20 protein-coding genes and 3 pseudogenes are annotated in these 25,582 nt (G+C 73.7%); 8 read left to right on the plus strand and 15 right to left on the minus strand.

The window, feature by feature from the left end; all coding sequences use genetic code 11:
- Nucleotides 1-1,231: SbcC/MukB-like Walker B domain-containing protein (locus DEH69_RS14745; RefSeq protein WP_309302796.1), on the plus strand; the 1,231-nt coding region annotated here is incomplete at its 5' end.
- 65 nt (nt 1,232-1,296) lie between these two features.
- On the opposite strand, the gene DEH69_RS14750 is transcribed toward DEH69_RS14745, so the two are convergent.
- The 3 genes and pseudogenes from DEH69_RS14750 to DEH69_RS14760 form a co-directional block, all read right to left on the minus strand.
- Nucleotides 1,297-2,982, minus strand: coding sequence for a DUF885 domain-containing protein (locus DEH69_RS14750; RefSeq protein ID WP_113687427.1), 1,686 nt, complete (start codon nt 2,980-2,982; stop codon nt 1,297-1,299).
- A 32-nt stretch (nt 2,983-3,014) separates the two neighbouring features.
- Nucleotides 3,015-3,692, minus strand: coding sequence for a GNAT family N-acetyltransferase (locus DEH69_RS14755; protein WP_147255587.1), 678 nt, complete (start codon nt 3,690-3,692; stop codon nt 3,015-3,017).
- 65 nt (nt 3,693-3,757) lie between these two features.
- Nucleotides 3,758-4,323: pseudogene (locus DEH69_RS14760) on the minus strand (PLP-dependent aminotransferase family protein); the annotation flags it as partial.
- An 81-nt stretch (nt 4,324-4,404) separates the two neighbouring features.
- Here DEH69_RS14760 and DEH69_RS14765 point away from each other — a divergent pair.
- Together DEH69_RS14765 and DEH69_RS14770 are read left to right on the plus strand one after the other, a co-directional pair.
- Nucleotides 4,405-4,656 (plus strand): hypothetical protein, encoded by a 252-nt coding sequence (locus DEH69_RS14765; protein ID WP_113687430.1) that lies wholly within the window; start codon nt 4,405-4,407, stop codon nt 4,654-4,656.
- 236 nt (nt 4,657-4,892) lie between these two features.
- Nucleotides 4,893-6,740 (plus strand): calcineurin-like phosphoesterase family protein, encoded by a 1,848-nt coding sequence (locus DEH69_RS14770; protein WP_113687505.1) that lies wholly within the window; start codon nt 4,893-4,895, stop codon nt 6,738-6,740.
- Between the two features lie 138 nt (nt 6,741-6,878).
- Here the strand turns inward: DEH69_RS14770 and DEH69_RS14775 are convergent, their stop codons facing one another.
- Complete coding sequence (locus DEH69_RS14775; protein WP_113687431.1) at nt 6,879-7,658, minus strand: SDR family oxidoreductase; 780 nt, start codon at nt 7,656-7,658, stop codon at nt 6,879-6,881.
- A 133-nt stretch (nt 7,659-7,791) separates the two neighbouring features.
- Here DEH69_RS14775 and DEH69_RS14780 point away from each other — a divergent pair, with 133 nt between their 5' ends.
- Complete coding sequence (locus DEH69_RS14780; RefSeq protein ID WP_113687432.1) at nt 7,792-8,550, plus strand: GntR family transcriptional regulator; 759 nt, start codon at nt 7,792-7,794, stop codon at nt 8,548-8,550.
- On the opposite strand, the gene DEH69_RS14785 is transcribed toward DEH69_RS14780, so the two are convergent.
- The 7 genes from DEH69_RS14785 to DEH69_RS14810 all read right to left on the minus strand — a co-directional run bounded on the left by DEH69_RS14785 (nt 8,537) and on the right by DEH69_RS14810 (nt 15,034).
- Nucleotides 8,537-9,685: an ROK family transcriptional regulator gene (locus DEH69_RS14785; protein ID WP_113687433.1), complete on the minus strand. Its 1,149-nt coding sequence runs from the start codon at nt 9,683-9,685 to the stop codon at nt 8,537-8,539. The two genes, DEH69_RS14780 and DEH69_RS14785, sit on opposite strands and share 14 nt — an antisense overlap.
- Nucleotides 9,686-9,750: 65 nt before the next feature.
- Entirely contained in the window at nt 9,751-11,181 is a 1,431-nt protein-coding gene (gene purB / locus DEH69_RS14790; RefSeq protein ID WP_113687434.1) for an adenylosuccinate lyase, read from the minus strand.
- 23 nt (nt 11,182-11,204) lie between these two features.
- Nucleotides 11,205-11,999: an SGNH/GDSL hydrolase family protein gene (locus tag DEH69_RS14795; RefSeq protein WP_258534684.1), complete on the minus strand. Its 795-nt coding sequence runs from the start codon at nt 11,997-11,999 to the stop codon at nt 11,205-11,207.
- 73 nt (nt 12,000-12,072) lie between these two features.
- Entirely contained in the window at nt 12,073-12,561 is a 489-nt protein-coding gene (locus DEH69_RS14800; protein ID WP_113687507.1) for a DUF5709 domain-containing protein, read from the minus strand.
- Between the two features lie 21 nt (nt 12,562-12,582).
- The gene (locus DEH69_RS14805) at nt 12,583-12,990 is read right to left on the minus strand and encodes a DUF2267 domain-containing protein (protein ID WP_113687435.1); all 408 of its coding nucleotides are present in this window, start codon (nt 12,988-12,990) and stop codon (nt 12,583-12,585) included.
- On the minus strand, nt 12,969-13,373 hold the full coding sequence (locus tag DEH69_RS31000; RefSeq protein WP_147255589.1) for a hypothetical protein: 405 nt from the start codon (nt 13,371-13,373) through the stop codon (nt 12,969-12,971). The genes DEH69_RS14805 and DEH69_RS31000 overlap by 22 nt, the downstream gene beginning before the upstream one ends.
- A 32-nt stretch (nt 13,374-13,405) precedes the next feature.
- Nucleotides 13,406-15,034 carry an NAD(P)/FAD-dependent oxidoreductase gene (locus DEH69_RS14810; protein ID WP_113687436.1) on the minus strand — a complete coding sequence of 543 codons (1,629 nt, stop codon included), beginning with the start codon at nt 15,032-15,034 and terminating at the stop codon, nt 13,406-13,408.
- Between the two features lie 155 nt (nt 15,035-15,189).
- Between DEH69_RS14810 and DEH69_RS14815 the strand changes: the two genes are divergently transcribed.
- The 4 genes and pseudogenes from DEH69_RS14815 (at nt 15,190) to DEH69_RS14830 (ending at nt 20,958) form a co-directional block, all read left to right on the plus strand.
- Nucleotides 15,190-17,127, plus strand: a complete 1,938-nt coding sequence (locus DEH69_RS14815; RefSeq protein WP_113687437.1) for an ABC transporter ATP-binding protein — start codon at nt 15,190-15,192, stop codon at nt 17,125-17,127.
- Nucleotides 17,087-17,410, plus strand: a pseudogene (locus DEH69_RS32725) (acyltransferase domain-containing protein); the annotation flags it as partial. The gene DEH69_RS14815 and the pseudogene DEH69_RS32725, both read left to right, overlap by 41 nt.
- Nucleotides 17,411-18,145: 735 nt before the next feature.
- Nucleotides 18,146-20,034 (plus strand): annotated as a pseudogene (locus DEH69_RS32730) (SDR family NAD(P)-dependent oxidoreductase); the annotation flags it as partial.
- Between the two features lie 246 nt (nt 20,035-20,280).
- Nucleotides 20,281-20,958 (plus strand): alpha/beta fold hydrolase, encoded by a 678-nt coding sequence (locus tag DEH69_RS14830; RefSeq protein ID WP_113687440.1) that lies wholly within the window; start codon nt 20,281-20,283, stop codon nt 20,956-20,958.
- Nucleotides 20,959-20,968: 10 nt separating this feature from the next.
- Here DEH69_RS14830 and DEH69_RS14835 read toward each other — a convergent pair whose 3' ends face one another.
- The 4 genes from DEH69_RS14835 to DEH69_RS14850 are packed head-to-tail and all read right to left on the minus strand — an operon-like array spanning nt 20,969 to nt 25,499.
- A complete protein-coding gene (locus DEH69_RS14835) occupies nt 20,969-22,318 on the minus strand; it encodes a Gfo/Idh/MocA family oxidoreductase (RefSeq protein WP_309302797.1) in 1,350 nt (449 codons plus the stop codon).
- Nucleotides 22,319-22,358: 40 nt separating this feature from the next.
- The gene (locus DEH69_RS14840) at nt 22,359-23,630 is read right to left on the minus strand and encodes an ABC transporter substrate-binding protein (protein WP_113687442.1); all 1,272 of its coding nucleotides are present in this window, start codon (nt 23,628-23,630) and stop codon (nt 22,359-22,361) included.
- Nucleotides 23,631-23,656: 26 nt separating this feature from the next.
- Nucleotides 23,657-24,535 carry a carbohydrate ABC transporter permease gene (locus DEH69_RS14845; protein WP_258534675.1) on the minus strand — a complete coding sequence of 293 codons (879 nt, stop codon included), beginning with the start codon at nt 24,533-24,535 and terminating at the stop codon, nt 23,657-23,659.
- On the minus strand, nt 24,525-25,499 hold the full coding sequence (locus tag DEH69_RS14850) for a carbohydrate ABC transporter permease (protein WP_113687443.1): 975 nt from the start codon (nt 25,497-25,499) through the stop codon (nt 24,525-24,527). Before DEH69_RS14850 ends, DEH69_RS14845 begins: the two co-directional genes overlap by 11 nt.
- Between the last annotated feature and the right edge of the window lie 83 nt (nt 25,500-25,582).

Here is a 25,582-nt window from a genome sequence, read left to right on the forward strand (position 1 = left end):
TGCGGGAGCGTCTGTTGTCGGATCTTGCGGGGGTTGTGCCGCGCTCGCCGAGGCCGAGCGCGAGCACGAGCGGCTGCTCGCGCTCGGCCACGCCATCCGGCGGCGCGCCGCCGCCCGCGCCTCGCGCCACGAAGCACTCACCGCCGAACGGGCCGCGCTGCGCCGCGAGTTCGAGCGCCAGGACACCGGGGACCGCGACGAGGGCGTCGGCCTCGCCGCGCGCGTCGCCGCCGCCTCCCGCCTCGCCGACGCGCTCGCCCGCGCCGCGGCCGCGGTCCGCGCCGCAGAGGAGAGCGCCGACCGGCTCAAGCAGGCGGACGCCACCGCCGCCGACGCCGCGTACGGCGCGGGGTTCGACACGCCAGGCGCCGCGGCCGACGCCCTGCTGATCCGGGCCGAGCAGCGGGCGTTGCAGGACCGCCTTGACGCCTGGACGGCCGAGGAGGCGTCGCTTGCCGCCGTCCTCACCGACCCGGGCACCGCGGCCGCCGCCCACGCGCCGCCCGCTGACCCCGCCGCCGCGGCGGCCCGGCTGGCCGCCGCCACCGACCGGCTGCGCGCCGCCGCCGCGGCCGATTCCGCGGCCGCCGCCCGGTGCGCCGAGCTCGACGCCCTGGGCGCCCGCGCCGCCGACGACGCCGCCGCGCTGGCGCCGCTGCGCGACGAGAGCCGCCACATCACGCGCCTGGCCGGGCTCACCGCGGGCACCGCCCCGGAGAACGAGTACCGCATGCGCCTTGAGACCTATGTGCTGGCCGCCAGGCTCGAACAGGTCGCCGCCGCCGCGAGCGTCCGCCTGCACCGCATGTCCGCGGGCCGCTACACCCTCGTCCACTCCGACGCCAGGGCGGCCCACCGCGCCCGCTCGGGCCTCGGGCTGCGCGTGATGGACGCGTGGACGGGGCGAGCCAGGGACACCGCGAGCCTGTCGGGCGGCGAGTCGTTCTTCGTGTCCCTCGCCCTGGCCCTCGGCCTCGCCGACGTCGTCGCCGAGGAGGCGGGCGGCCGCCGCCTCGACACGCTCTTCATCGACGAGGGCTTCGGCAGCCTCGACGAGCAGTCACTCGACGAGGTCCTCGACGTCCTCGACGGGCTGCGCGAGCACGACCGCAGCGTCGCCATCGTCAGCCATGTGCCCGATCTGCGCGGCCGGATCCCCGCCCAGCTCCAGGTCGTCAAGACGCGCCGCGGCTCCACCGTCGTCCACCGGGCCGCGCCCGACGCCCCCTGACCCCGCGGGGCGCGGCCCCGGCGTGCACGCCCCGGCGCGCGCCCATGTCCGGAGCGGCGGTTGCCTCAGAGGATCGACAGCTCGGCCACCAGGTCGTCGAGGCCGAGCGACCCCTGCGACAGCGCCGCCATGTGCCAGCGCTTCGCGTCGAACGCCGCGCCCCTGGCCCGCCGCGCCGCCTCCCGGCCGCGCAGCCAGGCGCGTTCGCCCAGCTTGTAGCCGATCGCCTGCCCCGGCAGGCCCAGATAGCGCACCAGCTCGCTCTCCACGACGTCCGCGGGGCGCGAGTTGTGCCGCCCGAAGAACTCCTGCGCCAGCGCGGGCGTCCAGCGTGCCCCGGGCTCGAACGGCGAGTCGTCGGGGATCCGCAGCCGAAGGTGCATGCCGATGTCCACGATGACGCGCAGCGCCCGCATCATCTGGCAGTCCAGATAGCCGAGGCGCCGCTCGGCGTTGTACAGGAAGCCCAGCTCGTCCATCAGCCGCTCCGCGTACAGCGCCCAGCCCTCGGCGTTCGCGCTGACCGTGCCGACCGCCGTCTGGTAACGGGACAGCTCGTCGGCGACGTGCGCCCACTGCGCCAGCTGGAGGTGATGTCCAGGCACGCCCTCGTGGTACCACGTGGACACCAGGTCGTAGACGGGGAAACGCGTCTGGCCCATGGTCGGCAGCCAGGTGCGGCCGGGCCGGGAGAAGTCGAGCGAGGGGCCGCTGTAGTACGGCGCCGCGGCGCTGCCGGGCGGGGCGATCATCGACTCGACCCGCTTGACCCGGTCAGCCAGCTCGAAGTGCGTGCCGTCCAGCGCCCTGATCGCGTCGTCCATGAGCGCCTGGAGCCACTGCCGCACCTCTTCGACGCCCTCGACGGCCTCGCCCTCGGTGTCGAGGTGGCGCAGCGTGTCCCACGGCGAGGCGCCCGGCAGGATCTTCCCCGCCTCGGCCACCATCTCCGCGTGCAGCCGGTGGAACTCCGACCAGCCGTAGGCGTAGGCGTCATCGAGGTCGGGGTCGGTGCCGTTCCAGTACCTGACCCAGCGGGCGTAGCGCTCGGCCCCGACGATGTCGGGGGAGCCGTCGACGGCGGGCGCGTAGGTGTCACGCAGCCACGCCGCGAGCCGCGCCACCCCGGCCGCCGCGTCGCGCGCGCCCGCGACGAGCTCCGCGCGTAGCGCCTCGGGCCCCTGGGCCACGAACGACCCGAACCAGCCGCCTTCGCCGCCCCGCGTCCACTCCCCGAGCTGCCCGATCACCGTCTCGACCTGCCGCGGCCCGGCGGGCAGCGAGCGGTCGAGGCCATCGGCGAGCGACGCCCGGTACCCGTCGAGCGCCCGGGGCACCGCCCGCAGGCGCCGCGCCACCGCGGCCCAGTCTTCCTCCGTCTCGGTGGGCGCGATGATGAACGCCTCCCGCACGGAGTGGACGGGGGAGCTGAGGTTGCTGACCGCGCGCAGGCCCTCGCCCGCGTCGTGCACCGCGAGCTCGGCGGTCAGCCGCTCGCGCAGCAGCCGCGCACAGCGCCGCTCCGCGTCGCCGTCCCCGCCGGGCGTCGCCTCGGCCGCGGGCAGCCGGTCGAGGGTGCGGCGGGCCAGGTCGGCGAGGGCCCGCTGCCCGTCGGGGGAGAAGTCGGGCAGCCGGTCGGCGCTCTCGGGGTCGCCGAGCCTGGTACCGAGGATCGGGTCGAGCACGACCAGCTCGTCGACGTAGGAGTCGGCGAGCCGACGCGGAAGCGGGACACGTGGGTCTTCTGACATGAACCCATCCTGGTACGCCGGACGGGTGTTCGTCACCACCCGCCCTGCGCGGGCAGCACCACCGGGAGCTGCGGCTGGCAGCCGCCGGGGGCGAGGCGCGCGGACAGGACCAGGCTGCCGTCGGTCGTCTGCCGTTCGAGCGGCAGGCCCGTGGCGTTGATCACGGCGTTCATCAGGGCGATCACCGCGGCGTTGGCCGGGCCGGTCACCAGGTACACGGCCTCGTGGCGGGCGTGGACGGCGAGCCCGATGAGGCGGCGTAGCAGCGCGGAGCCGATGCCGAGCCGCTGCCAGTCGTCCGCGACCAGCAGCGCGACCTCCGACTCCTCGCCGTCGAACAGCAGATGCCCGAGGCCCACCACGTCGCCGTCGTCGGTGACCGCGGCGACGCTGCGGCCCATGGCGGGGTGCAGCAGGTGCGGCAGCAGCGCGTCGGCCTCGTGCGCGGAGGCGCGGTAGCGCCCGGCCAGCGTCCGCTCCGAGCAACGGGCGTGCAGCGCAAGCGCCTCGGGGAGGTCGCCAGGGCCCGCGGCCCGTAGCAGGATCTTCCGGCCCTCGGCCGTCACCACCGCGCGGGGCCCCGGCACGGCGACCACGCCCCGGGCCGCGAGCGGCGGACAGGCCCGCCCCGGCGCGTAGCCTCCCGTGGTCCGGAGCCGACCGTGGGGGAAGCGGATCGAGGGGCCGGGTGTGTCGGAGTCTGCTGCCATGGAAGCACTCTCGCGTTCGGTTATTGCGTGATCACGAACGCCCTGTGACCGAAGGGTAAAGGCGCTTACGCGTGAATTGCGCTCTTTGGTGCCCGTGGTGCGGCTGGTGGCTCGCGCGCCGCCTCGCCGAGCAACCGCGCCGCCCGAACGATCCGGGTGGGCGTCACATGGGCGTAACCGAGAACCAGCCGCGCCCGGTCGTCCTTTGACACCGTACCTCCCAACTCCCGTACTGTGCGCACCGATACCCCCGCCTTCGCGGGCCACTTCAGGAACCGCCCCTCGGGCCCGAAACGCTCCGGCAGCGTCACCGTCGCGTGCAGCCCCGCCGCGACCTCCGTCACTTCGGCCCCCGGGCAGTGCTCGCCGAGCGCCGCGACCAGCGCGTCCCGGCGCTCGCGGTAGGCGCGTTGGCAACGCCGCAGCTGCCGGTCGCACGCCCCGCTCGCCAGGAAGTCGGCGAAGGCCGCCTGGTCGCGCACCGGACGCGCCAGGTCGAGCAGCCGCTGGCGCGCACCGGCGCCCGGTCGTAGCCGAAGTCGCCGTCGTAGGCGTCCTCGATCAGCAGCCCGTCGACCGCCCGCGCCCACGCGAGCAACTCCCGCCGCCGCCCGGCCGTATACACCACCCCGCGCCGCCGCGCCAGCGGGGCGGCGAGGCCAAGGCGCCGCTGCGCACGATCGAGGGCGCGGACAAGGTCGGCCGCTTCCTCTTGGGCGTCGCCCAACGCCCGCCAGCGGCCCCGGCGTTCCACCTGGTCGAGGTCAACGGCGCCCCGGCGCTCCTGGTCACCACGCACGGCCGCCCTTACGGCGTCTTCCAGCTCCGGGTCGACGAGGACGGGCGCGTCCGCGATGTCTACCTGGTCGTCAACCCCGACAAGCTGGCCCACCTCACCCCGCCCGAGGACCCGGGACCGCTCGCGCCGTTCGCGCCGTTCGCACCCCCGAACGACGCGAGCTGACGTGACGTCAGGGATGAGTGGCCCGTTACAGGTTCGTGAAACGTTCGCACCCGGGCCGACCCCGGGACGGCTGGTGTTCTCCCGCGCTGCGCCCTGCGTTCAGTCGCGTCGCGCACGATCCGTTCCGCGCCGCCCGACGGCGCCGGCACTCGCGCCGACGACTCACCGGAGAACCCCCCATGTTGAGTTTCCCCTCGCGAGAACACAGCAGCCTCCGCGTCGCCCTCACGGCGTGGATGACCCTCGCGGTCGCCGCGACGCTCGCGACGGTCCCGACCCCCTCCACCGCCACCCCGCAGGCCGCCACCCCGCACGCGGGCACCGGGGACTGGGACGACTCCGCCTACCGCGGCCAGGTCGAGGTCGTCCGCACGCCCGAAGGCCCGGCCGACCCCGCGTTCCTGACCGGCACGGTCTTCGTCGACCAGGACCGCGACAGCGAGAGCGACCGCGGGGAGCGCGGCCTCGCGGGCGTCACCGTGTCGAACGGCCGCGACGTCGTGACGACCGACCGCCAGGGCCGCTACCGGCTCCCCGTGTACGGCAATATGACGGTCTTCATCACCCAGCCGTCCGGCTACCAGGTGCCCGTGGACGACTCCAACGTCGCCCAGTTCCACTACAACCACCTCCCCGAGGGCTCGCCCGAGCTGCGCTACGGCGGCATCGCGCCCACCGGCGCCCTGCCCGACGCGGTCAACTTCCCGCTCGTCCGCAGCCAGCTGACGCGCGCGCAGGAGCAGCACTGCGTGATCGCGGGCGACCTCCAGACCTACAACAGGACCGAGGTCGAGTACGCCCGCCGCGGCGCCATCGACGACCTGGCGGGGCGCCGCGACTACCAGGGCTGTGGCACGCTGTTCATCGGCGACGTCGTCGGCGACGACCTGTCGCTCTACCCGGACGTCAAGGAGCTGACGAGCCTGACCAACGGCCCGGCCCGCTTCCTGCCGGGCAACCACGACCTGGACTTCGACGCCACCACCGCCGAGCACTCGTTCGACACCTTCCGCGCCCAACTGGCGCCCGCGTACTACTCGTACGACATCGGCGACGCGCACGTCGTGGCCCTGAACACCGTGCGCTACCCCTGCACCCCCGATGTCGACAACGCCGACGGCCGCCGCCCCGAGTGCGACGACCCCGAGAACGCGCCCCGTTACAACGGCCGCCTCGACGAGAACCAGCTCGCCTGGCTCGAACGCGACCTGGCCGCGGTCGACGAGGACAAGCTGGTCGTGGTCGCCAGCCACATCCCGCTGCTGACGTTCGCCGACGAGGGCAGCGCGATCCACCAGGTCGACCAGGTCCGCGAGGTCTACGACCTGCTGGAGGGCCGCAGGGCCGTCTCCGTCGCCGGGCACACCCACTCGATCGAGAACATGCGCACGGGCGACCTCGTCCAGGGCTGGAACGACCTCTTCGGCGTCGACGGGCTGCCGTTCCCGCACATCACCGCGGGCGCCATCTCGGGCGACTGGTACTCGGGCGAGATCACCGACGACGGCTACCCCACCGCGATCGGCCGCGACGGCGGCAGGCCGGGGCTGCTCACCCTGGACATCACGGGCAACGCGTTCCGCGAGCGCTACACCGTGACCGGCGAGAGCAACCGCGTGGGGACCCAGCTCGGCGTCAACAGCCCCACCTACCGCGCGTGGTACGCCGAGCGCCAGGAGTGGAACGACGACCCCCAGGGCGCCGCTCCCGAGCTGGGCGACCCGCTCGTGATCAGCCGCGACGACCTGGCGGGGCAGACCTGGCTGACCACCAACTTCTGGATGGGCTCGACCGGTTCGACGGTGGAGGTGCGGATCGACGGCGGCCCGTCCCGCCAGGCCACCCGCACCCAGCCGATGCGCGGCGAGGACCAGCTGATCGGCCCCGAGTGGTCCGACCCGCACGCCGTCGCCCAGCAGCTGGTCCACGGCGGCAGCGTCGCCGACCGGACCATGCACCTGTGGCGCCTCGAGCTGCCCGACGACCTCCAGGCGGGCCGCCACCGCGCGGTGGTGACGGCGACCGACGCATATGGGCGCCGGTTCACCGACGTCCTGACGTTCCGCGTCGTCGAACAGCGCTGACGCCCGGCACCCGGCGAGGGGCCGCCACCGCGACCCGGTGGCGGCCCCGTTCCCCGGGCGGTGTCAACGCCCCCTCAGCGCCCCTGTCGACGCCATGTCAACGCCCCTGTCGACGCCCTGTCGACGCCCCGTCAACGCCTACAGCCCTCCGGAGACCCGCAGCACCGCGCCCGTGGTGTACGACGCCTCGTCCGACAGCAGCCAGGCCACCGCGCCCGCGACCTCGTCGGGCTCGCCGGGGCGGCGCATCGGCACCCGGTCGGGGTCGCGCCAGGGCCGCCCCGGGTCGCCCATCGTGGCGTGCATGTCGGTGACGATCATGCCGGGCTGCACGGAGTTCACCCTGATCCCCTCGGGGGCCAGCTCCTTGGCGAGGCCCGTCGTCAACGTGTCGACCGCCGCCTTGGTCGCCGCGTAGTGGACATACTCGCCGGGGCTGCCGAGCGTCGCGGCGCCCGACGAGATGTTCACGATCGCGCCGCCGGGGCCGCCGTGCCGCGTCGACATGGCCAGCGCGGCGCGGCGCGCGCACAGCAGCGAGCCCATGACGTTGACGTCGACGACCCGCCGCATCACGGCCGTCGACGTCTCCGTGAACCGGCCCAGGGGCCCGCTCACCCCGGCGTTGTTGACCAGCCCCGTGACAGGCCCGAGGCGTTCGGCCGCCGCCGTGAACAGGCCGTCCACCTCGTCCTCGACGGAGACGTCCACGCGCACGGCGACCGCCGAGCGCCCCCGGGCGCGCACCCGTTCGACGACGCGCGCCGCGGCGCCCTCGTCGCTGACATAGCCGATCGCCACGTCGTGCCCCGCGCGCGCCAGCCGCGCCGCGACCGCCGCCCCGATCCCGCGGCTCCCACCGGTGACGACGGTGACCCGCGTGTTGTGCCGCGTTTCGCCCTGTTGCTCGTTTCGCACGAGGTGACCCTAGACAGGGGGATTGGTCTTGACCAAGTCACCCGGGCGGCTTATGGTCCCCCATATACGCAACAACCTTTCATAATCGAGCCGCGCGGCGCACCCACGTCCGCGGGCGACCGGGGAGGCACGAGTGGGGACCACACAGCTCGACCATCAGCCGGAGCCCAAGTACTGGCACCTGAAGACGGTGCTCTCGCGCGCGCTCGACACCGAGTTCAGCGTCGGCCAGGCCCTGCCCAACGAGCGGGAGCTCGCCGCCCGCTTTGGCGTGGCCCGCGCGACGCTGCGCCAGGCGCTCGACCAGCTCGAGCTCGAAGGCCGCCTCCAGCGCCGCCGCGGCGTGGGCACCACCGTGGCGCCGCCGCGCGTCGGCGTGGATGTCAGCCCACGCCAGCACACGTGGCCGGGAGCTCCAGGCGACACCTGGGTGGCCTCCGACGCCGTCCGCACCCCGCCGCCGCCCGCGGTGGCCAGGGCGCTCGACGTGCCCGCGGGGGAGCCGGTCGAGGTGGTCCACCGCACGCTGCTCGCGCACGGCCAGCCGGTCGCCGCCGAGCAGCTCTTCATCCCGGTCGACGCGCTGCCCCCGGGCGACGAGCCGCGCGGGGCCTCGGGCGCCGAGCGCGCCCGCGCCGTGCTGGCCAGGCTCGGGCGCCTCGACCTCGGCGGCCAGGACCGCTCGGTCGAGCTGGGCTCGGCGGGCTCGGACGACGCCCGCCGCCTCGACCGGCTGCCCGGCTCTCCCGTGCTGATCGTCACCACCCGCTATGTCGCGGGCGGCCGCACCGTGGCCGTCGCCGCAGCGACCTACCGGGCCGACACGTGCCGCCTCACCTTCGGGAACCAGGCGTCGAGCAGCCAGGCGCCGCTGTCGCTCAGCGCGAGCTGACGCCCCCCACCGCGTACAGCTCGCGCTCCACCTGGTCGAGCGCGAGCCGCAGCGCCCCGGTGGCCACGGCCGTGTCGCCGAGCGCGGAGGCCACGACGCGGGGCGCGCGCAGGCAGTAACGTTCCAGCTCGCGCCGCACCGGCTCCACCACCTCGTCGAGGCCGACCGCCCAGCCGCCGATCACCACCAGCTCGGGGTCGAGCGCCAGCACCAGCGCCGCCACGTCGTGCACCAGCCGCGCCACGAAGCGCCCCACCGCGGCCCCGGCGCGCCGGTCGCCCTCCCTGGCCTCGGCGATCACCCGCGCCACGGCCATCTCGTCCAGCGGATCCAGCGGCTCGCCCGACGTGGACAGCAGCCGCTCGGGGGTGGCCTGGCGCCCCAGCAGGTGCAGCGCCCCGATCTCCCCGGCCGCCCCGCCGTGCCCGCGGTGCAGCCGCCCGCCGATCAGCGACCCGGCGCCCGGGCTCAGCCCCGCGAGCACCATCACCACGTCGTCGGCCCCGGCCGCCGCGCCCACCCAACGCTCCGCGAGAACGGCGGCGTTGGCGTCGTTCTCCACCTGCACGGGGCAGCCGAACGCCGCTCGCAGCCGCCCGCCGAGGTCGAGGCCCGTCCAGCCCGGCAGCGCGGTGCACAGCGTCACCGTGCCGTCGAGGCCGACGATGCCGGGGCTGCCCACGCCCACCGCGCGCAGCGGCGCCGCGTCGTCCCGCTCGCCGAGCAGCTCCGCCGCCACGGCCTGCGCGCCCGCAAGCCGCTCGTCGGCCGTCGCCCGCGTGGACACCTCGCGCGCCGCGCCGCCGAGCCGGTGGCCCGCCAGGTCGGCGAGCACCGCGGCGACCCGGCGCGGCCCCAGCTCGATGCCGAGCAGCAGCCCCGCCTCGGCCCTGAAACGGAAACGGCGCGCGGGTCGCCCCGCGCGCCCTCCCGATCCCGACACCCCGGTCTCGGCGACCAGGCCCGCCTCGGCCAGGCCCTCCACGACGCCCTCGACGGTCGGCCGTGACAGGCCCGTCTCCCTGGCCAGGTCCGTCAGCGAACAGGACGGCTCGGCGTCCCGCAGCGCCCGCAGCACCGCCGCGGAGTTGATCCTGCGCAGCAGCGACGGATCGCCACCGGTGAGACTCCCCACACCGCCCGCCTTCCGCGACCGTGCCCGTTCGTGTCCCTTCGTGTCTCTCGCGTCCCTTCGCGTCTCTAAAGGATCGCCCCCGGCGCGTACGCCGCCGCCTCGGGGTGGCTCTTGACGACCTCCTCGATCCGCGCGATCACCGCCGCGACCTGGCTCTCGGCCGCACCCGTGAAGGACAGCCGGTCGGCCATCAGCGCGTCGAGCCCCGGGCGGTCGAGCGGGATGCGGGGGTCGCGCGCGAGCCGGTCGAGCAGGTCGTTGCCCTCGGCGCCCTCCCGCAGCCGCAGGGCCGCGGCCACGGCGTGCTCCTTGATGACCTCGTGCGCCGTCTCACGGCCCACGCCCGCCCGCACCGCCGCCATCAGCACCTTGGTGGTGGCGAGGAACGGCAGATAGCGGTCGAGCTCGCGCGCCACCACGGGCTCGAAGGCGCCGAACTCGTCGAGCACCGTGAGAAACGTCTCGGCAAGACCGTCGAAGGCGAAGAACGCGTCGGGCAGCGCGACGCGGCGCACCACCGAGCACGAGACGTCGCCCTCGTTCCACTGGTCGCCCGCCAGCTCGCCCGCCATCGAGGCATAGCCGCGCAGCACCACGGCCAGGCCGTTGACCCGCTCGCACGAGCGGGTGTTCATCTTGTGCGGCATCGCGGACGAGCCGACCTGGCCCGGCTTGAACCCCTCGGTCACCAGCTCCTGCCCGGCCATCAGCCGGATCGTGCGGGCGAGCGACGAGGGCGCGGCGGCCAGCTGCACCAGCGCGGTCACCACCTCGTAGTCGAGCGACCGCGGATAGACCTGGCCCACCGACGTCAGCACCCGCCCGAAGCCCAGGTGGGCGGCCACCCGCCCCTCCAGGTCGGCGAGCCCGGCCTCGTCGCCGCCCAGCAGGTCGAGCATGTCCTGCCCGGTCCCGACCGGGCCCTTGATCCCGCGTAGCGGATAGCGTTCAAGCAGCTCCTCGACCCGGCCGAGCGCCACAAGCAGCTCGTCGGCCGCGGTGGCGAAGCGCTTGCCCAACGTGGTGGCCTGCGCGGGGACGTTGTGCGAACGGCCCGCCATCACCAGGGCCCCGTGCTCCCCGGCCAGCCTCCCGAGCCGCGCCAGCAGCGCCACCGCCCGGTCCCGCGCCAGCTCCAGGGAGCGCCGGATCTGCAACTGCTCGACGTTCTCGGTCAGATCGCGTGACGTCATGCCCTTGTGGACCTGCTCGTGCCCGGCCAGCGCGTTGAACTCCTCGATGCGCGCCTTCACATCGTGCCGGGTGACCCGCTCCCGCGCGGCGATCGACGCCAGGTCCACCCGGTCGACGACGCGCTCGTAGTCCGCGACGGCGCCCTCGGGCACGGCCACGCCCAGCTCGTCAAGCGCCCGCAGGACCGCGAGCCACAGCCGCCGTTCGAGCACCACCTTGTGCTCGGGGGACCACAGGCGGGCCAGCTCGACGGAGGCGTAGCGGCCCGCCAGAACGTTCGGAATGCGCGGCTTGTCAGTCACGCCACCGGATTCTACGGGCCGCCTCAGAGGCGCTTCTCCCGCAGGAGGGGCGTCAGCTCGGGGCGCTTGGGCAGGCGGCCGTCGCCGGATGAGCGGCCGGTCAGGCGGCGGGCGATCCACGGCAGCAGGTGCTCGCGGGCGAACCTGACGTCCTTGGCGCGCCGCACCGCCCAGCTCACGGGAGCCGAGACCGGCAGCGGCACGTCCCACGCGAAGTCCGGCTCGTGTCCGAGCCGCTGCCACACCGCCTCGCCGACCCGCCGGTGGCCCTCGGCGGTCAGGTGCAGCCGGTCGTCGGCCCACAGCCGGGGGTCGCCGAGCGCGGGTGCGGCGTAGAGGTCGACGACCAGGGCCCCGTGCCGCTCGGCCAGCTCGTCGATAAACGCGAACAGCCGGTCCATGCGCGGCCGGTACCGCTCGAGCACGGGCCCGTTCCGCCCGGGGCTGCGCATCAGGACCAGCTGGCGGCAGGTGGGCGCGAGCCGGGCCACGGAGTCGGCGAGCAGCCCGCACACCTCGTCCATGTCGCAGCGCGGGCGCAGCACGTCGTTGAGCCCGCCGACGAGCGTGATCAGGTCGGCGTCCATCGCGGCGGCGGCTGGCACCTGCTCGGCGGCGATCTGCCGCATCAGCTTGCCGCGCACGGCCAGGTTGGCGTAGGCGAACCCGTCGTGCCTGGCGGCGAGCCGCGCGGCGAGGAGGTCGGCCCAGCCCCGGTAGGTGCCGTCGGGCAGGGCGTCGGACATGCCCTCGGTGAACGAGTCACCCAGGGCCACATAGCTGCGGAAATGAGGCGCGTCGTGCATGGCGGCCACCATCGTAGCCACGCGGGGACGGCCGCAGGAGAGCGCCTTCGGTCACGGTCGAACATGGCCGACCGGATCGGGTCGCTCAGGGCTCGAAGCCCTCGGCGCGCTCCTCGCGCTCGTCCTGCGCGATGTGCATCGCCGCTTCCTCGGCCGCGGCCGCGCCCCCGTCGATGCCGACGTCCTCGGCCGTGACGTCGGCGTCGCGCGGCGGCCCTTCGCCCTCGTCGCCGACCAGGCGCCCGGCCCGTTCGCCGCCCGAGATCTCGTCGCCGAGCGGCTCGCCCGCCTGGTCGGGGCTGTCGCCGACGCCGTCGCCCGGATCGTCGTCGGCGCCCACGTCGGGCAGCTCGACGGCGAGGCGCTCGTCGAGCGACTGACGCTCGCGCTGCTCGGCCGCCGTGGTGCCGGGGCCCGTGACCGCGAGGGGCCTCTCGGGCGGGGAGTAGCCCTCGTCAAGGACCTCGTCGAGGCCCTTCTCGCCGAGCGCGTTCTCCAGGTCCGCCTCGTAGGTGACATCCTCGGTGGGGTCGATCGGCTGGTACACGTCGTCGCCCATCGGCTCGTCGCCCATCGGCTCGTCGGTCACGGCCGCTCACCGCCCGGAGCTGCCCGCGAAGAGGACGTCGGCGAGCTCGTCGTCCAGGGCGTCCCTGACCTTGTCGGTCAGGCTCCCGACGGTGGCCTCGTCCGTGACCTCGACCACGCAACGGGCCTCGTGCACCGCCTTGGGCAGGTCGGCGCCCGAGCGCTCGGAGACGCGGGCGAAGAACTGCTCGTTGGTCATCCTGATGCCGGTGGCCGGGAGGTCGGGCGCCGTGGCGACGCGCCGCAGGTGCTCGCCGATCTCCCGGGGCAGCTGGGCGGCAAGGTGCTCGGCCAGCGCGGGCGGGATGCGTTCGGCGAGGGTCTCCAGGCTGGCCCGGGTGGCGGCCTCGGCAGCGCCCCTGCTGTCGAGCCGGGCGCGGGCCTGGACCTGTCCTATGAAGTCGTCGTGTCGCATGGGCGCCGGGTTCCCCGGAGAGCCGGGGCAAAACAGGCATTTCCGGCCCCGGTGTCCTCGGGTGCTTTCAGGTCCCTTCGCGCGTTCTCGGGCGTCGAGCCAGGGGAAGCCCAGGGGGTCGGCCTCGACTCGGGCGAAGACCGCCGCGTCGTCGTGGCCGCGTAGCCGGTCGAGGAAGGGGAAGTCCTCGGGGGCCACCGCGCGCCGGGCCAGCGGCCGCACCGCCGCGGCGTCAGCTCCCGCAGGTCGGCGCGGTCCGAGCCGTGCAGCACGAGCCCGGCGCGGTCGAGCAGCCGGTCGAACGCGCCGAGCGTCGCCTCGTCGGGCGGCGGGGCCGCGGGCGCCCGCAGCCAGTCGGCGGACAGCGTCTCGTCCACGGCCATGCCGCCCAGCGTAACGACCCGGCGCGCCGCCGTCAGGCGTCCGAACTCAGCACGGCCATCGCCGCGTTGTGCCCCCCGATGCCGCTGACGCCGCCGCCGCGCACCGCGCCGGCGCCGCACAGCAGCACCGTGGGGTGGCCCGTCGCCACGCCCCAGCGCGCCGCGGGGTCGGCCGCGGCGCGCTCGGCGGCCTCCCCTTCGGCCTCGTCCGCCTCGTCGAGCCAGGGGAAGGAGAGGTCGCCGTGGAAGATGTGGCCGCCGGGCAGCCGCAGGTCGCGCTCCAGGTCGAGCGGCGTCCTCGCCTCGACGCAGGGCCTGCCGTCGCCGTCCAGCGCGAGGCAGTCGGCGATCGGCTCGGCCAGGTGCGCGTCGAACGCCGCGAGCGTCGCGCCCAGCAGCTCCGCGCGCGCCGCGTCGTTCCTCCCCTCACCCCCCGCGAAGAGCCGCGCGGGGGTGTGCAGCCCGAACAGCGTCAGGGTGTGGTGGCCCGTCGCGGCCAGCTCGGGGGAGAGGATCGAGGGGTCGGTGAGCGAGTGGCAGTACACCTCGCTCGGCGGCGTGCCCGGCAGCCGCCCCGCCGCCGCCTCCCGGTGCGCCGCCGCCAGCTGCCCATAGCCCTCGGCGATGTGGAACGTTCCCGCGAACGCCTCGCGCGGATCCACGCCGGGGTCGCGCAGCGCGGGCAGCCGCCGCAGCAGCATGTTCACCTTGAACTGCGCGCCCTCCGCCGCGGCGGCGGCCCCTGGCTCCTCGCCAAGCAGCCGAGCCAGCTCCCGCGGCGACGCGTTGACCAGCACCCGGCGCGCGCCCACCGTGCCGCCGCCGCCCCCCTCGGTCACGAACGCCACCTCGGCCGCCGTCCCGTCCGTCGCGATGGACGTCACCTCGTGCCCCACCCGGATCTCCGCGCCCGCCGCCCGCGCCGCGTCGGCCAGCGCGTCCGTCACCGCGCCCATCCCGCCCACCGGCACATCCCACGCGCCCGTGCCCTGCCCCATCACGTGGTACAGGAAGCAGCGGTTCTGGAGCAGCGCCGGGTCGTGCGCCCCGGCGAACGTGCCGATCAGCCCGTCCGTCAGCACCACCCCGCGCACCAGGTCGTCGTCGAACGCCGCCTCGATCGCCTCGCCGAGCGGCCGCTCGAACAGCGCCTCCCACGCCGCGCCGTCGCCCACCCGCGCCCGCAGCTCGGCCCGCCCCGGCAGCGGCTCGGTCAGCGTGGGCCACACCCGCTCGGCCACCCGCCCGGTCATGGCGTGGAAGCGCCGCCACGCCTCGTACTCCCGGTCCGAGCCGGTCAGCCGCGCGAACGCCTCCCGCGTCCTGGCCTCCCCGCCGCCCACGAGCAGCCCGCCGGGGACCCCGCCCCGCTCGAAGGGCGTGTAGGACGACCAGCGCCTCGGCCGCAGCGTGACGTTCAGCCCCAGGTCGCGCACGATCCGCGCGGGCAGCAGGCTCACCAGGTACGCGTAGCGCGAGAGCCGCGCGGCGACGCCGGGGAAGGCCGCGTCGGAGACGGCCGCGCCGCCCGTCCTGCCCAGCCGTTCGAGCACCAGCACCCGGCGACCCGCCCTGGCCAGATAGGCGGCGGCCACCAGGCCGTTGTGGCCGCCGCCGACGATCACCGCGTCATGGACGTCGTGGAGAGTTCCTTCGGGCATGGCCCTTGGTAACACGGGTCACGGCCGCTGGCCAGCTCTCCGCCCTCTCGCCGACCTGCGCGGAGGCGGCTGATCCGGGCGGCGATCGCCGTAGGGTTGAGGGTTGGCGCGACGCGCCGGACCGTCGCGCCGTTCCCGCAGCACCGAAGGAGCCCATGCCGCACGACGCCCCCCACCACGCAGCGCCCAGCCGCGCCACCCCCCGGGACCCCCAGCCCGAGCCGGCCGACGCCGGGCAGCCCGCCCAGATCCGCCGGATCCTTCGCCTCTTCCGCCCCTACCGCGGCCGCCTCGCCCTGGTCGGCCTCCTGGTGGCCGCCTCGTCCCTCGTGGCCGTCGCCTCGCCGTTCCTGCTCCGCGAGGTCATCGACGTCGCCCTCCCCGAGCGCCGCACCGGGCTGCTCGCCCTGCTCGCGCTCGGCATGATCGCCACCGCCGTGACCAGCTCGGTCTTCGGCGTGCTCCAGACCCTCATCTCCACCACCGTCGGCCAGCGGGTCATGCACGACCTGCGCACCGCCGTGTACGCCAAGCTCCAGCAGATGCCGCTGGCGTTCTTCACCAGGACCCGCACCGGCGAGGTCCAGTCCCGCATCGCCAGCGACATCGGCAGCATGCAGGCCACCGTCACCTCCACGGCCACGTCGCTGGTCTCCAACCTGACCGCGGTCGTCGCCACCGTGGTCGCCATGCTCGCGCTCGACTGGCGGCTGACGCTGGTGTCGCTCGCGCTGCTGCCCGCGTTCGTCTGGATCGCGCGCCGCGTCGGCCGCGAGCGGCGCAGGATCACCACCCAGCGGCAGAAGCAGATGGCGGCCATGGCCGCCACCGTCACCGAGTCCCTGTCGGTCAGCGGCATCCTGCTCGGCCGCACGATGGGCCGCGCCGAGGCCCTGACCCGCGAGTTCGCCGACGAGTCACGGCAGCTGGCCGACGTCGAGACCCGCGCCAGCATGGCGGGGCGCTGGCGGATGGCCACGATCGGCATGATCATGGCCGCGATCCCCGCGCTGCTCTACTGGTCGGCGGGCTTGATGTTCCAGCTCGGCGGCACCCCGCCGTCGATCGGCACGCTGGTCGCGTTCGTCAGCCTCCAGCAGGGGCTGCTGCGGCCCGCCGTCTCGCTGCTCTCCACCGGCGTGGACATCCAGGCGTCGCTTGCGCTCTTCCAGCGGATCTTCGAATACCTCGACCTGCGCGTCGACATCACCGAACGCCCCGACCCGGTCGAGCCCGGCACCAGGGCGCGCGGCGACGTCAGGTTCGAGAACGTCACCTTCGGCTACGAGCCCGGCGCGCCGCCCATCCTCTCCGGCATCGACATCGCCGTCCCCGCGGGTGGCTCGCTCGCCGTGGTGGGCCCGACGGGCGCGGGCAAGACCTCGCTCGGCTACCTGGTGCCGCGCCTGTACGACGTGACGGGCGGCCGGGTCACCATCGACGGCACCGACGTGCGCGACCTCAGCTTCGCCGCCCTGGCCCGCGCGGTCGGCGTCGTCTCGCAGGAGGCGTACCTCTTCCACGCCTCGGTCGCCGAGAACCTCAGGTTCGCCAGGCCCGACGCCACCCCCGACGAGATCGAGGCCGCCGCGCGGGCCGCCCACATCCACGACCACATCGCGTCGCTGCCCGACGGCTACGACACGGTCGTGGGGGAGCGCGGCTACCGCTTCTCCGGCGGCGAGAAGCAGCGCCTCGCGCTGGCCCGCACGATCCTGCGCGACCCGCCCGTGCTGGTCCTCGACGAGGCGACCAGCGCGCTCGACACCCGCACCGAGCAGGCCGTCCAGCGCGCCATCGACGCCCTGTCCGCCGGGCGCACCACCATCACCATCGCCCACCGGCTCTCCACCGTGCGCGACGCCGACCAGATCGTCGTGCTCGACGGGGGCCGGATCGCCGAACGCGGCACCCACGCCGAGCTGCTGGCCCTCGAAGGCCGCTACGCCGCCCTCCTGCGCAGGGACGCCGACGCCGGAATGCGGCCCTCGGCCGGTGCCGTCGGTGCCATCGGTGCCGTCGGGGCCGTCGATGACGTGGCCGAGACGGCCGATGCCGCGCCCGCCCGCCAGGGCGTCGACGCCACCTCCTGACCGCACCCCCGTCCAACTCGCCGCGCGCACCCTCCCCATCGCCACAGGGGGGAGGGCGGACCCGGCGACGCTCGACGCCGGCTACTGGTTCGACAGCCTGCGCGGCCGCGTCCGTTTCGACGAGGCCGTGGAGGCCGCGCGCTCCCAGGGCCACGGGGTGTTCATCGAGTGCAGCGCCCACCCCGTTCTGGTGCCGGGGCTCGAAGAGGCCGTCGCCATCGGCTCGTTGCGCCGCAACGAGGGCGGCCAGGCGCGTTTCCTCGCCTCCCTCTCCGAAGCGTGGGTCCGCGGCGTCCCCCTCGACTGGTGCGCGGTCTTCCCCGGCGCCCGCCGCGTCGACGTCCCCACCTACCCGTTCCAGCGCCGCCGTTACTGGCTCGACGCCGTCCCGCCCCGTACTGGCACGCACGACGCCGACGGCTGGCTGTACCGGGTCGCGTGGCAGCGCCTGCCCGACCCCGCCCCGGGCCAGGGCCCGGGGCTCGGCGGCACCTGGCTGCTCCTCACCCCATCGGGCGTCATCGAGAGCGACGCAATGGCCGCCGTCGCCGACGCGCTGAAGGGCGCGGGCGCCGATGTCACCCTCGCCGCCCCGGGCGAGGGCGTTCCCCCGGCGCCGGAGATCAGGGGCGTGCTCGCGCTGCTTGCCCTCGCCGACGACGGCGATCCCCTCCCCGCCACCGCGGGCCTGCCCCGCGCCCTCGCGGGCGTCGGCGTGCACGCCCCGCTGTGGGTGCTCACCCGCGCCGCCGTCACCACGGGCGCCGCGGACGCCGCGCCCGACCCGTGGCAGGCGCGGCTGTGGGGCCTCGGCCGGGTCGCCGCCCTCGAACACCCCGAACGCTGGGGCGGGTTGATCGACCTCCCGGCAGGCGCGCCCGAACAGCCCACGCTGGAACGGCTGTGCGCCGCCCTAGGCGGAGCCACGGGGCAGGGCGAGGACCAACTGGCCGTGCGCGGCACGGCGTTGCACACCCGCCGCCTGCGCCGCGCGCACCCCGCCACCGGGCGCCACCCCTGGCGCCCCCAGGGCACGGCGCTCATCACCGGCGGGACCGGCGCGCTCGGCGCCCATGTCGCCCGCTGGCTGGCCCGCGAGGGGGCCGCGCACCTGCTGCTGCTCAGCCGCAGCGGGGAACGCGCGCAAGGCGCCGCCCAACTGGCCGAGGAGCTACGGGCGTTGGGCGCCGAGGTGACCATCGCCGCATGCGACGCCGCCGACCGCGCCGCGCTTGCCGCCGTCATCGACGCCCACCCCGGCATCACCACCGTCTTCCACACCGCGGGTGTGCTGGACGACGGGGCGCTGGGCGACCTCACCCCCGAGCGGTTCGCCGCCGTGGCGCGCCCCAAGGTCGACGCCGCCACCCATCTGCACGAGCTGACCGCGGGCCTCGATCTGTCGGCGTTCGTGCTGTTCTCCTCGTTCGCCGGAGTCGTCGGCAACGTCGGCCAGGGCAACTACACCGCGGCCAACGCCTTCCTCGACGCCCTGCCCGAGGCGCCCCCCGCCCCCGCCCCGGCACCCCACCCCGTCAGAGCCAGCGCGACCGACGAGAGCGACGAGGCCGACGAGGCCGACGAGTTGGCCGAGGTCGACGCGATGAGCGTGGACGACCTTGTGTACCTGGTCCTCTCCGAGGCGGGCGACGACGAAGCGGCCGACGAGCCCGAAGCGGCCGACGAGCCCGACGCGGCCGACGGCACCACGGCCGACGGCGCCGCCCGCCACGACACCGACACGGCCCACCACACAGGGAACCGGGGGGAACGAGCATGACCGGCACCGAGGCGACCGTCGTCGCCGCACTGCGCGCCTCCGTCAAGGAGAACACGAAACTCCGCCGCCTCAACCGGGAGTTGACCGACGCCGCCCACGAGCCCATCGCCATCGTCGCCATGGGCTGCCGCTTCCCCGGCGGCATCGCCTCGCCCGATGAGCTGTGGCGGCTGCTGGCCGCGGGCGATGACGCCCTCGTGCCGTTCCCCGACGACCGCGGCTGGGACCTCCCCGAGGGCGCCAGCGCCACCGCGCGCGGCGGATTCCTGCACGACGCCGCCGACTTCGACGCCGCGTTCTTCGGCATCAGTCCACGCGAGGCCCTGGCCATGGACCCCCAGCAGCGGCTCCTGCTCGATACCGCGTGCTCCGCGTCCCTCGTGACGCTGCACCTGGCCGCGCAGGCCCTGCGCCGCGGCGAGTGCGACCTCGCGCTCGCGGGCGGGGCGACCGTGATGGCCACGCCCACCGCGTTCGTCGAGTTCAGCAAGCAGGGCGGCCTGGCGCCCGACGGCCGCTGCAAGCCGTTCGACGCGTCCGCCGACGGCACCGGCTTCTCCGAGGGCGTCGGCGTCCTCGTCGTGGAACGCCTCTGCGACGCCCGCCGCAACGGCCACCGCGTGCTCGCGGTCATCCGAGGCTCCGCCGTCAACTCCGACGGCGCCTCCAACGGCCTCACCGCGCCCAACGGCCCCTCCCAACAGCGCGTGATCCGGGCCGCGTTGGCCGATGCCGGGCTGCGCCCCGAGGACATCGACGCCGTCGAGGCCCACGGCACGGGCACCACGCTCGGCGACCCCATCGAGGCCCAGGCCGTCATCTCCGTCTACGGCCGAGGCCGCGCGCCCGAACGCCCGCTGTGGCTGGGCTCGTCGAAGTCCAACCTCGGCCACAGCCAGGCCGCAGCCGGGGTCGCGGGCGTCATCAAGATGGTGCTCGCCATGCGCCATGGCACCCTCCCCGCCACCCTGCACCTCAAGGAGCCCACGCCGCACGTCGACTGGTCGCGCGGCGCCGTCTCTCTCCTGGCCACCGCGACGCCCTGGCCCGAGACCGGAAGGGCCCGCCGCGCGGGCGTCTCGTCGTTCGGCGTCAGCGGCACCAACGCGCATGTGCTGCTGGAGGAGCCGGACCCGCGGGACCGCGACCCCGACCGCGACCCCGCGCCCGACCGCGACCCCGACGCCGCGCCCGCCCCCCAGCCTCATCCGTCACCGGCGAGATCACCGACACCACCCGCCTCGACGCCGCGTACTGGTTCGCCAACCTGCGGCAGCCCGGCAGCTTCGACCGCGCCGCCGCCACGCTCATGAACGCGGGACACCACACGTTCATCGAGATGAGCCCCCACCCCGCCCGACGGCGGCACCGGGGTGCGGCTCGCGGGCGGCGACCACGAGGGCCCCACGCTGCTGTGCCTCCCGCCGATCATCGGCGTCTCGGGCCCCCACCAGTACGCGCGGTTCGCCGCCGCGCTGCGCGGCAGGCGCGCCGTCGTCGCGCTGCCCCACCCGGGTTTCCGCGCGGGAGAGCCCGTCGCCGCCACGGCCCGCGCCCTGGCCCGCGCCCACGCCGACACGGCGCTGCGGCTTGCCGACGGGGCGCCGTTCGCGCTGGTCGGTTACTCGTCGGGCGGCTTCGTCGCCCACGCCGTCGCCGAGGAGCTCCGGGCCCGTGGCACCGCGCCCGACCGGGTCGTCTTGCTCGACAGCTACCCGCCCGACGAGACCGAGCTGCTCGAACGCCTCATCCCCGCCGTCATCCGGGGCCTGAAGGCCCGCAGGGACCGCGTGCTCGGCGGCGAGGACGACGCGTGGCTCACCGCGATGGGCCGCTACATGAGCTTCGACTGGACCCCGTCCCCGGTCTCGGCGCCCACGCTCCTGGTCCGCTCGAGCACGCCGCTGGCCGGGCTGCCCGAGGGCGAGCCGTGGCGGGCCACCTGGAAGCACCCCCACCGGGCTGTCGACGTCGCGGGCGACCACTTCACGATGATGGAGGCGCACGCCGACGCCGCGGCCGAAGCGGTGGAGGAGTGGCTGGCGGGCTGACCTCTCGCCCTCAGTCGGCCAGGCGGGTGCCGTCGTCGGTCAGACGGACAGGGGTACCCGTTTCGGCCGAACGGTTCGCCGCGGCGCCGATCAGGACGCTCCGGATGCCGTCGCGGTACCCGGCGGGCCGCGCCAGCGGGTCATCGGACGGCCCGCGGAAGACATCGTCGAGCAGCAGCCGGTCACCGCCGCCGTGCGCTCCCGCGCCGCCTTCGATGGCGATGTCCTCCGGCTTGTTCCAGTGCCGGTGCAGGACAAGCCGCTCCCAGGCGCCCTCGGCGTTCTCCTTGGACGCGGCGCTTGGATCGATCGCGGCGTGCGGGGGAGTCCAGGCCCTTTCGCAGACGTTCAGTTCGATGCGGCCCTCGGTGCCGTTGAAGGACACCCGGTAACCCTCGTACGGCGCGTGGGCGTTGAGGGAATAGGTGAGCATCGCCCGGTTCGCGTAGCGGACCAGGACCGCCATGTTGTCGTCAATGGTGACGCCGGGGCCGAAGACGTCGCGGTCCCTGATGTAGCCGTCCTCGTGCTCGGCTCGCAGGTAGAGCTCGGCGAGCCGGGGGTCGGCGGAGACGTCCAGGAGGAAGGGGTCACTGCCGAGTCCGGGCGCGCCCTGCCCGCGCGCGGGACGTCCGGTCAGGCCCCGCGCCGCCGCGTTCTCCTCGCCGTAGAAGCGCAGGTCCGCCTGGGCGAACACCAGCTCGGCCGCCGAGTCGAGCCACCAGTTGACGAGATCGAAGTGGTGGCTGGACTTGTGGACGAGCAGCCCCCCTGAGGCCGACCTGTCCCGGTGCCAGCGGCGGAAGTAGTCCGCGCCGTGGATGGTGTCAAGCAGCCATTCGAAGTGCACGGAGGTGACCTCGCCCACGGCCCCCTCGGCGAGGAGCCCGCGCACCGCGGAATTGCGCGGCGAATAGCGGTAGTTGAAGGTCACGATGAGATTGCCGTCGCTGCGCGCCGCCGAGTCGGCGATGGCGGCGCAGCCCGCCGCGTCCGTGGTCAGCGGCTTCTCCACCACGACGTTCCGGTCGGCGTCGAGCGCCGCGCACACATAGGTGGCGTGCAGCGCGTCCACCGTGGTGACCACCACGGTGTCGGCGCGGTCAAGCATCTCCTCGAAGCGGTCGGGCGCGAAGCAGGGGACCTCGGGGCGACCCGATCGCGCGATGGTGCGGTTGTAGTAGTTCATGCGGGTCTGGTTGACGTCGCACAGGCCGGTGATCTCGCCGGCGTCGCTCCAGTCGGTCAGAAGCGCGTTCACATACATCCGGGCGCGATGACCGAGACCGACAAAGGCGTATCGAGTACCCACAGCTTGCTCCTGGTTCAGGCGTCGAGGCGGCCGGTGCCGTGCGCGCACGGCACCGGCCGGGGATCCGCGGCCGGTCCGCCCGGCACGGTCAGCCCAGGGTGGAATCGGCTTCGGCGAGGAAGGCGGAGGCCGCCTCCCGCGGGCTCTGGTTGCCGAACAGGACCTCCTGGCCGTAGCGCTCCAGCATGTCGGGGATGTCGCCCGCTCCCAGGGGCGGCGCGGTGGGGGCCGCGCTGAGCTCCCCTGCGATCTCGTTGAAGAACTCGAGCGAGGCGACGTCCGCCTCAGGAAGATCGGCCTGGATGCTCTCCAGCACGGTGGAGTTGATGGGAAGCCCGCGGTCCGAGCCCAGGATGGCTCCTGCCTCGGGGTCGTTGACGAGGAAGTCGATGAGCAGGGCCGCCTCCTCGGGGTGCTCGGTCCCGGCGTAGGACGACCAGTACATGCTCGGCTGGAGGAACATGCCGCTGGCCTCGGCGCCGGGGGCGGTCGGGAAGCGCAGCAACTCGATGCTCTCGCCCGAGCTGATGCTGATGGCGCTCAGCTGGTTGCTCCACCACATGCCGAACGCTCCGTCGTTGGTGGCGACCAGGGCGTTCTCGACGGCGCTTCCGAGCTCGGCGCTGAGCGCCGCGTCCGGCGCGGCACCGGAGTCCTGGTGCTCCAGCTGGAGCTCGAACCACTCGACCAGCGTGTCCTCGGAGAGGCCGATGCCGTCCTCGGTGTACATCTGCTCGCCGTGCTGCTCCGCGAAGATCTTCAGGAAGGCGTCGTTGAACGACGGCTGCGAGCCGTAGGCGTCCCCTGTGGCCTCGCTGATCTGCTGGCTGACCTCCAGGTAGTCGTCCCACGTCCATGAGGTGTCGTCCGGGAGCTCGACCCCCGCCTCGTCGAACACGGCGGTGTTCGCCATCAGGCTGAAGGTGTTGGCGCCCGTGGGTATGCCCACCTGCTGATCGTTCACCACGCCGGACGCCAGCACATTCGGGTCAAGGTCCGCCGTGTCCAACCGGTCCGTGAGGTCGGCCAGGATCTCGTTGTCGGAGAACTCCCCCAGCCTGCGGATCTCGATCGCGAAGACATCGGGGGCCTCACGGGAGGCCACCTGCGTCGTCAGCCGGTCGTAGTAGGGGGTGAAGTCGGTGTACTCAGGCTCCACCTGGATACCGGGATTCTTCTCCTCGAAGAGAGCGATCGCCTCTTGCGTCAGCTCGTGCCGGGAGTCGTTTCCCCACCAGGCCATGCGCAACGTCACGGACCCGTCGCCGGATTCGCTGTCGTCGCCGCACGCGGTGACGCCCGCGAGAAGCGCCCCCACCGCGGCGAGCGCCGCATATGACTTTCCTTTCCGATGTGACATGTTATTCCCTTTCTAAAGGACCTGGGCTAACGCAGCCCGGTGGTGGCGATACCGCGGATCAGATACCTCTGACCGGCGAGGAAGAACCCGAAAATGGGACCGAGAGACAGCAAGGACATGGCGAACATGGGGCCCCAGGACGAATTGCCACTGGCGTCCATGAAGGTGCGAAGCGCTACCGGAGCCGTGAACATATCCGGGTTGGTGAGGAAGATCAGCTGGCTGAGGAAGTCGTTCCACGTCCAGATGAAGGTGAAGATCGCCGTGGTGGCAAGCGCCGGCATGGACAGCGGGATGATGATGCGGCTGAAGATCCGCCAGTGCCCGGCCCCGTCGATCCTGGCCGCCTCGTCGAGATCCCTCGGCAGGGTCCTGATGAACTGCACCATCAGGAAGATGAAGAACGCGTCCGTGGCAAGGAACTTCGGAATGATCAGCGGCCAGAAGGTGTTGATCCAGTCCAGCTCGGAGAACAGGACGTACTGCGGGACGAGCACGGCGTGGAGGGGCAGCATGATCGAGCCGAGCATCAGCGCGAACCACAGGCGCTTGAGGGGGAACTCCAGCCTGGCGAAAGCGTAGGCGGCGAGCGAACAGGCCACGAGATTGCCGACCACCGCGCCGACCGTGACGATGGCCGAGTTGACGAAGTAGTGGCCGAAGGAGTGGCTCAGCGCACCCCAGCCATCGGAGAAGTTGTCGAGAGTGACCTCGCTCGGGAGCAGCCCGGTCTCCCGGAAGATGAGCTCCTCGGGCTTGAGGGCACTTGAGACCATCCACAGCAGCGGGTAGAGCATGACGAAGCCGAACCCGATGAGCAGCAGATGCGTCAGGAACCGGTGACGCTGCGCCGCACCAAGCGTCCTGGCGAGCAGGGTGCCGTTGCGCTCAGTTTTATTTGTCACTGTAGAACACCCAGTATTTCGACATGCCGAAATTGATGGCCGTGAAGACGGCGATGATGAGCACGAGCACCCACGCCATCGCCGATGCGTATCCCATTTCCAGGGAAGGGCCGAATCCCTTCAGGTAGATGTACATGGTGTAGAAGAGCGTGGAATCCGCGGGTCCGCCTTTACCGCCGCTCACCACGAACGCCTGGGTGAAGGACTGGAAGGCGTTGATCAACTGGAGCACCAGGTTGAAGAAGATGATCGGCGTGAGCAGGGGCACGGTGATGGAGCGGAACTGCCGCAGCTTGTTGGCCCCGTCGATCCCGGCCGCCTCGTAGAGGCTCTGCGGGATCTGCCGCAGTCCGGCCAGGAAGATGACCATCGGCGCGCCGAACGTCCAGACGTTCAGGATGATCAGGGTTCCCAGGGCGGTGTCCGGATTGGCGATCCAGCTGGTGCCCTCGACTCCGAAGATGCCGAGGAAGCCGTTGACGATGCCCTCGTCGCCGAAGATCTGCCGCCACAGGATCGCGATGGCGACGCTTCCGCCGAGCAGCGAGGGCAGGTAGTAGATCGATCGGTAGATGGGCAGTCCGGACACGCCGCGGTCCAGCAGCAGCGCCAGCGCCAGCGCGAAGCCCAGCTGGAGCGGGACGGAGACGAAGACGTACACCGCCGTGTTGCGCAGGGCCTTCATGAAGCGCGGGTCGTCCGTGAACATCCGCTGGTAGTTGTCCAGCCCGACCCAGTCGGCGTCACCGATCAGGTTGTAGTCGGTGAAGGACAGATAGAGCGACGCCACCAGCGGCCCCGCGGTGATCAGGGCCAGACCGACGAACCAGGGCGCCAGGAAGACATAGGCCGTCACCGCCTCACGGCGGCGGCGGGTCTTCGCGCCCCTGGGCTCGGGCCGCGCCTTGCGCGGCGACAGCGACCGGGCCCGGGTGGGCTCCACGTGTATCTCGGTGCGTGTCATGCCGGACCGCCCCGTCCACCCGGCTCGGGCCGACGCGTCACGGACGTGCCGGGAATTTCCTTGATCATCTGCACTCTCCCTGC

Source organism: Streptomyces sp. PT12 (genome assembly GCF_003311645.1).
In the GTDB taxonomy this organism is placed as follows: domain Bacteria; phylum Actinomycetota; class Actinomycetes; order Streptomycetales; family Streptomycetaceae; genus Streptomyces.

What these genes read in the sequence shown, in the direction of transcription:
- DEH69_RS14840 (WP_113687442.1), bottom strand. Translation starts at nt 23,630, where the DNA reads ATGTCACATCGGAAAGGAAAGTCATATGCGGCGCTCGCCGCGGTGGGG.
- DEH69_RS31000 (WP_147255589.1), bottom strand. Translation starts at nt 13,373, where the DNA reads ATGGCCGTGGACGAGACGCTGTCCGCCGACTGGCTGCGGGCGCCCGCG.
- DEH69_RS14800 (WP_113687507.1), bottom strand. Translation starts at nt 12,561, where the DNA reads ATGGGCGACGAGCCGATGGGCGACGACGTGTACCAGCCGATCGACCCC.
- DEH69_RS14850 (WP_113687443.1), bottom strand. Translation starts at nt 25,499, where the DNA reads ATGACACGCACCGAGATACACGTGGAGCCCACCCGGGCCCGGTCGCTG.
- DEH69_RS14815 (WP_113687437.1), top strand. Translation starts at nt 15,190, where the DNA reads ATGCCGCACGACGCCCCCCACCACGCAGCGCCCAGCCGCGCCACCCCC.
- DEH69_RS14805 (WP_113687435.1), bottom strand. Translation starts at nt 12,990, where the DNA reads ATGCGACACGACGACTTCATAGGACAGGTCCAGGCCCGCGCCCGGCTC.
- DEH69_RS14750 (WP_113687427.1), bottom strand. Translation starts at nt 2,982, where the DNA reads ATGTCAGAAGACCCACGTGTCCCGCTTCCGCGTCGGCTCGCCGACTCC.
- DEH69_RS14810 (WP_113687436.1), bottom strand. Translation starts at nt 15,034, where the DNA reads ATGCCCGAAGGAACTCTCCACGACGTCCATGACGCGGTGATCGTCGGC.
- DEH69_RS14755 (WP_147255587.1), bottom strand. Translation starts at nt 3,692, where the DNA reads ATGGCAGCAGACTCCGACACACCCGGCCCCTCGATCCGCTTCCCCCAC.
- DEH69_RS14795 (WP_258534684.1), bottom strand. Translation starts at nt 11,999, where the DNA reads ATGGTGGCCGCCATGCACGACGCGCCTCATTTCCGCAGCTATGTGGCC.
- DEH69_RS14770 (WP_113687505.1), top strand. Translation starts at nt 4,893, where the DNA reads ATGACCCTCGCGGTCGCCGCGACGCTCGCGACGGTCCCGACCCCCTCC.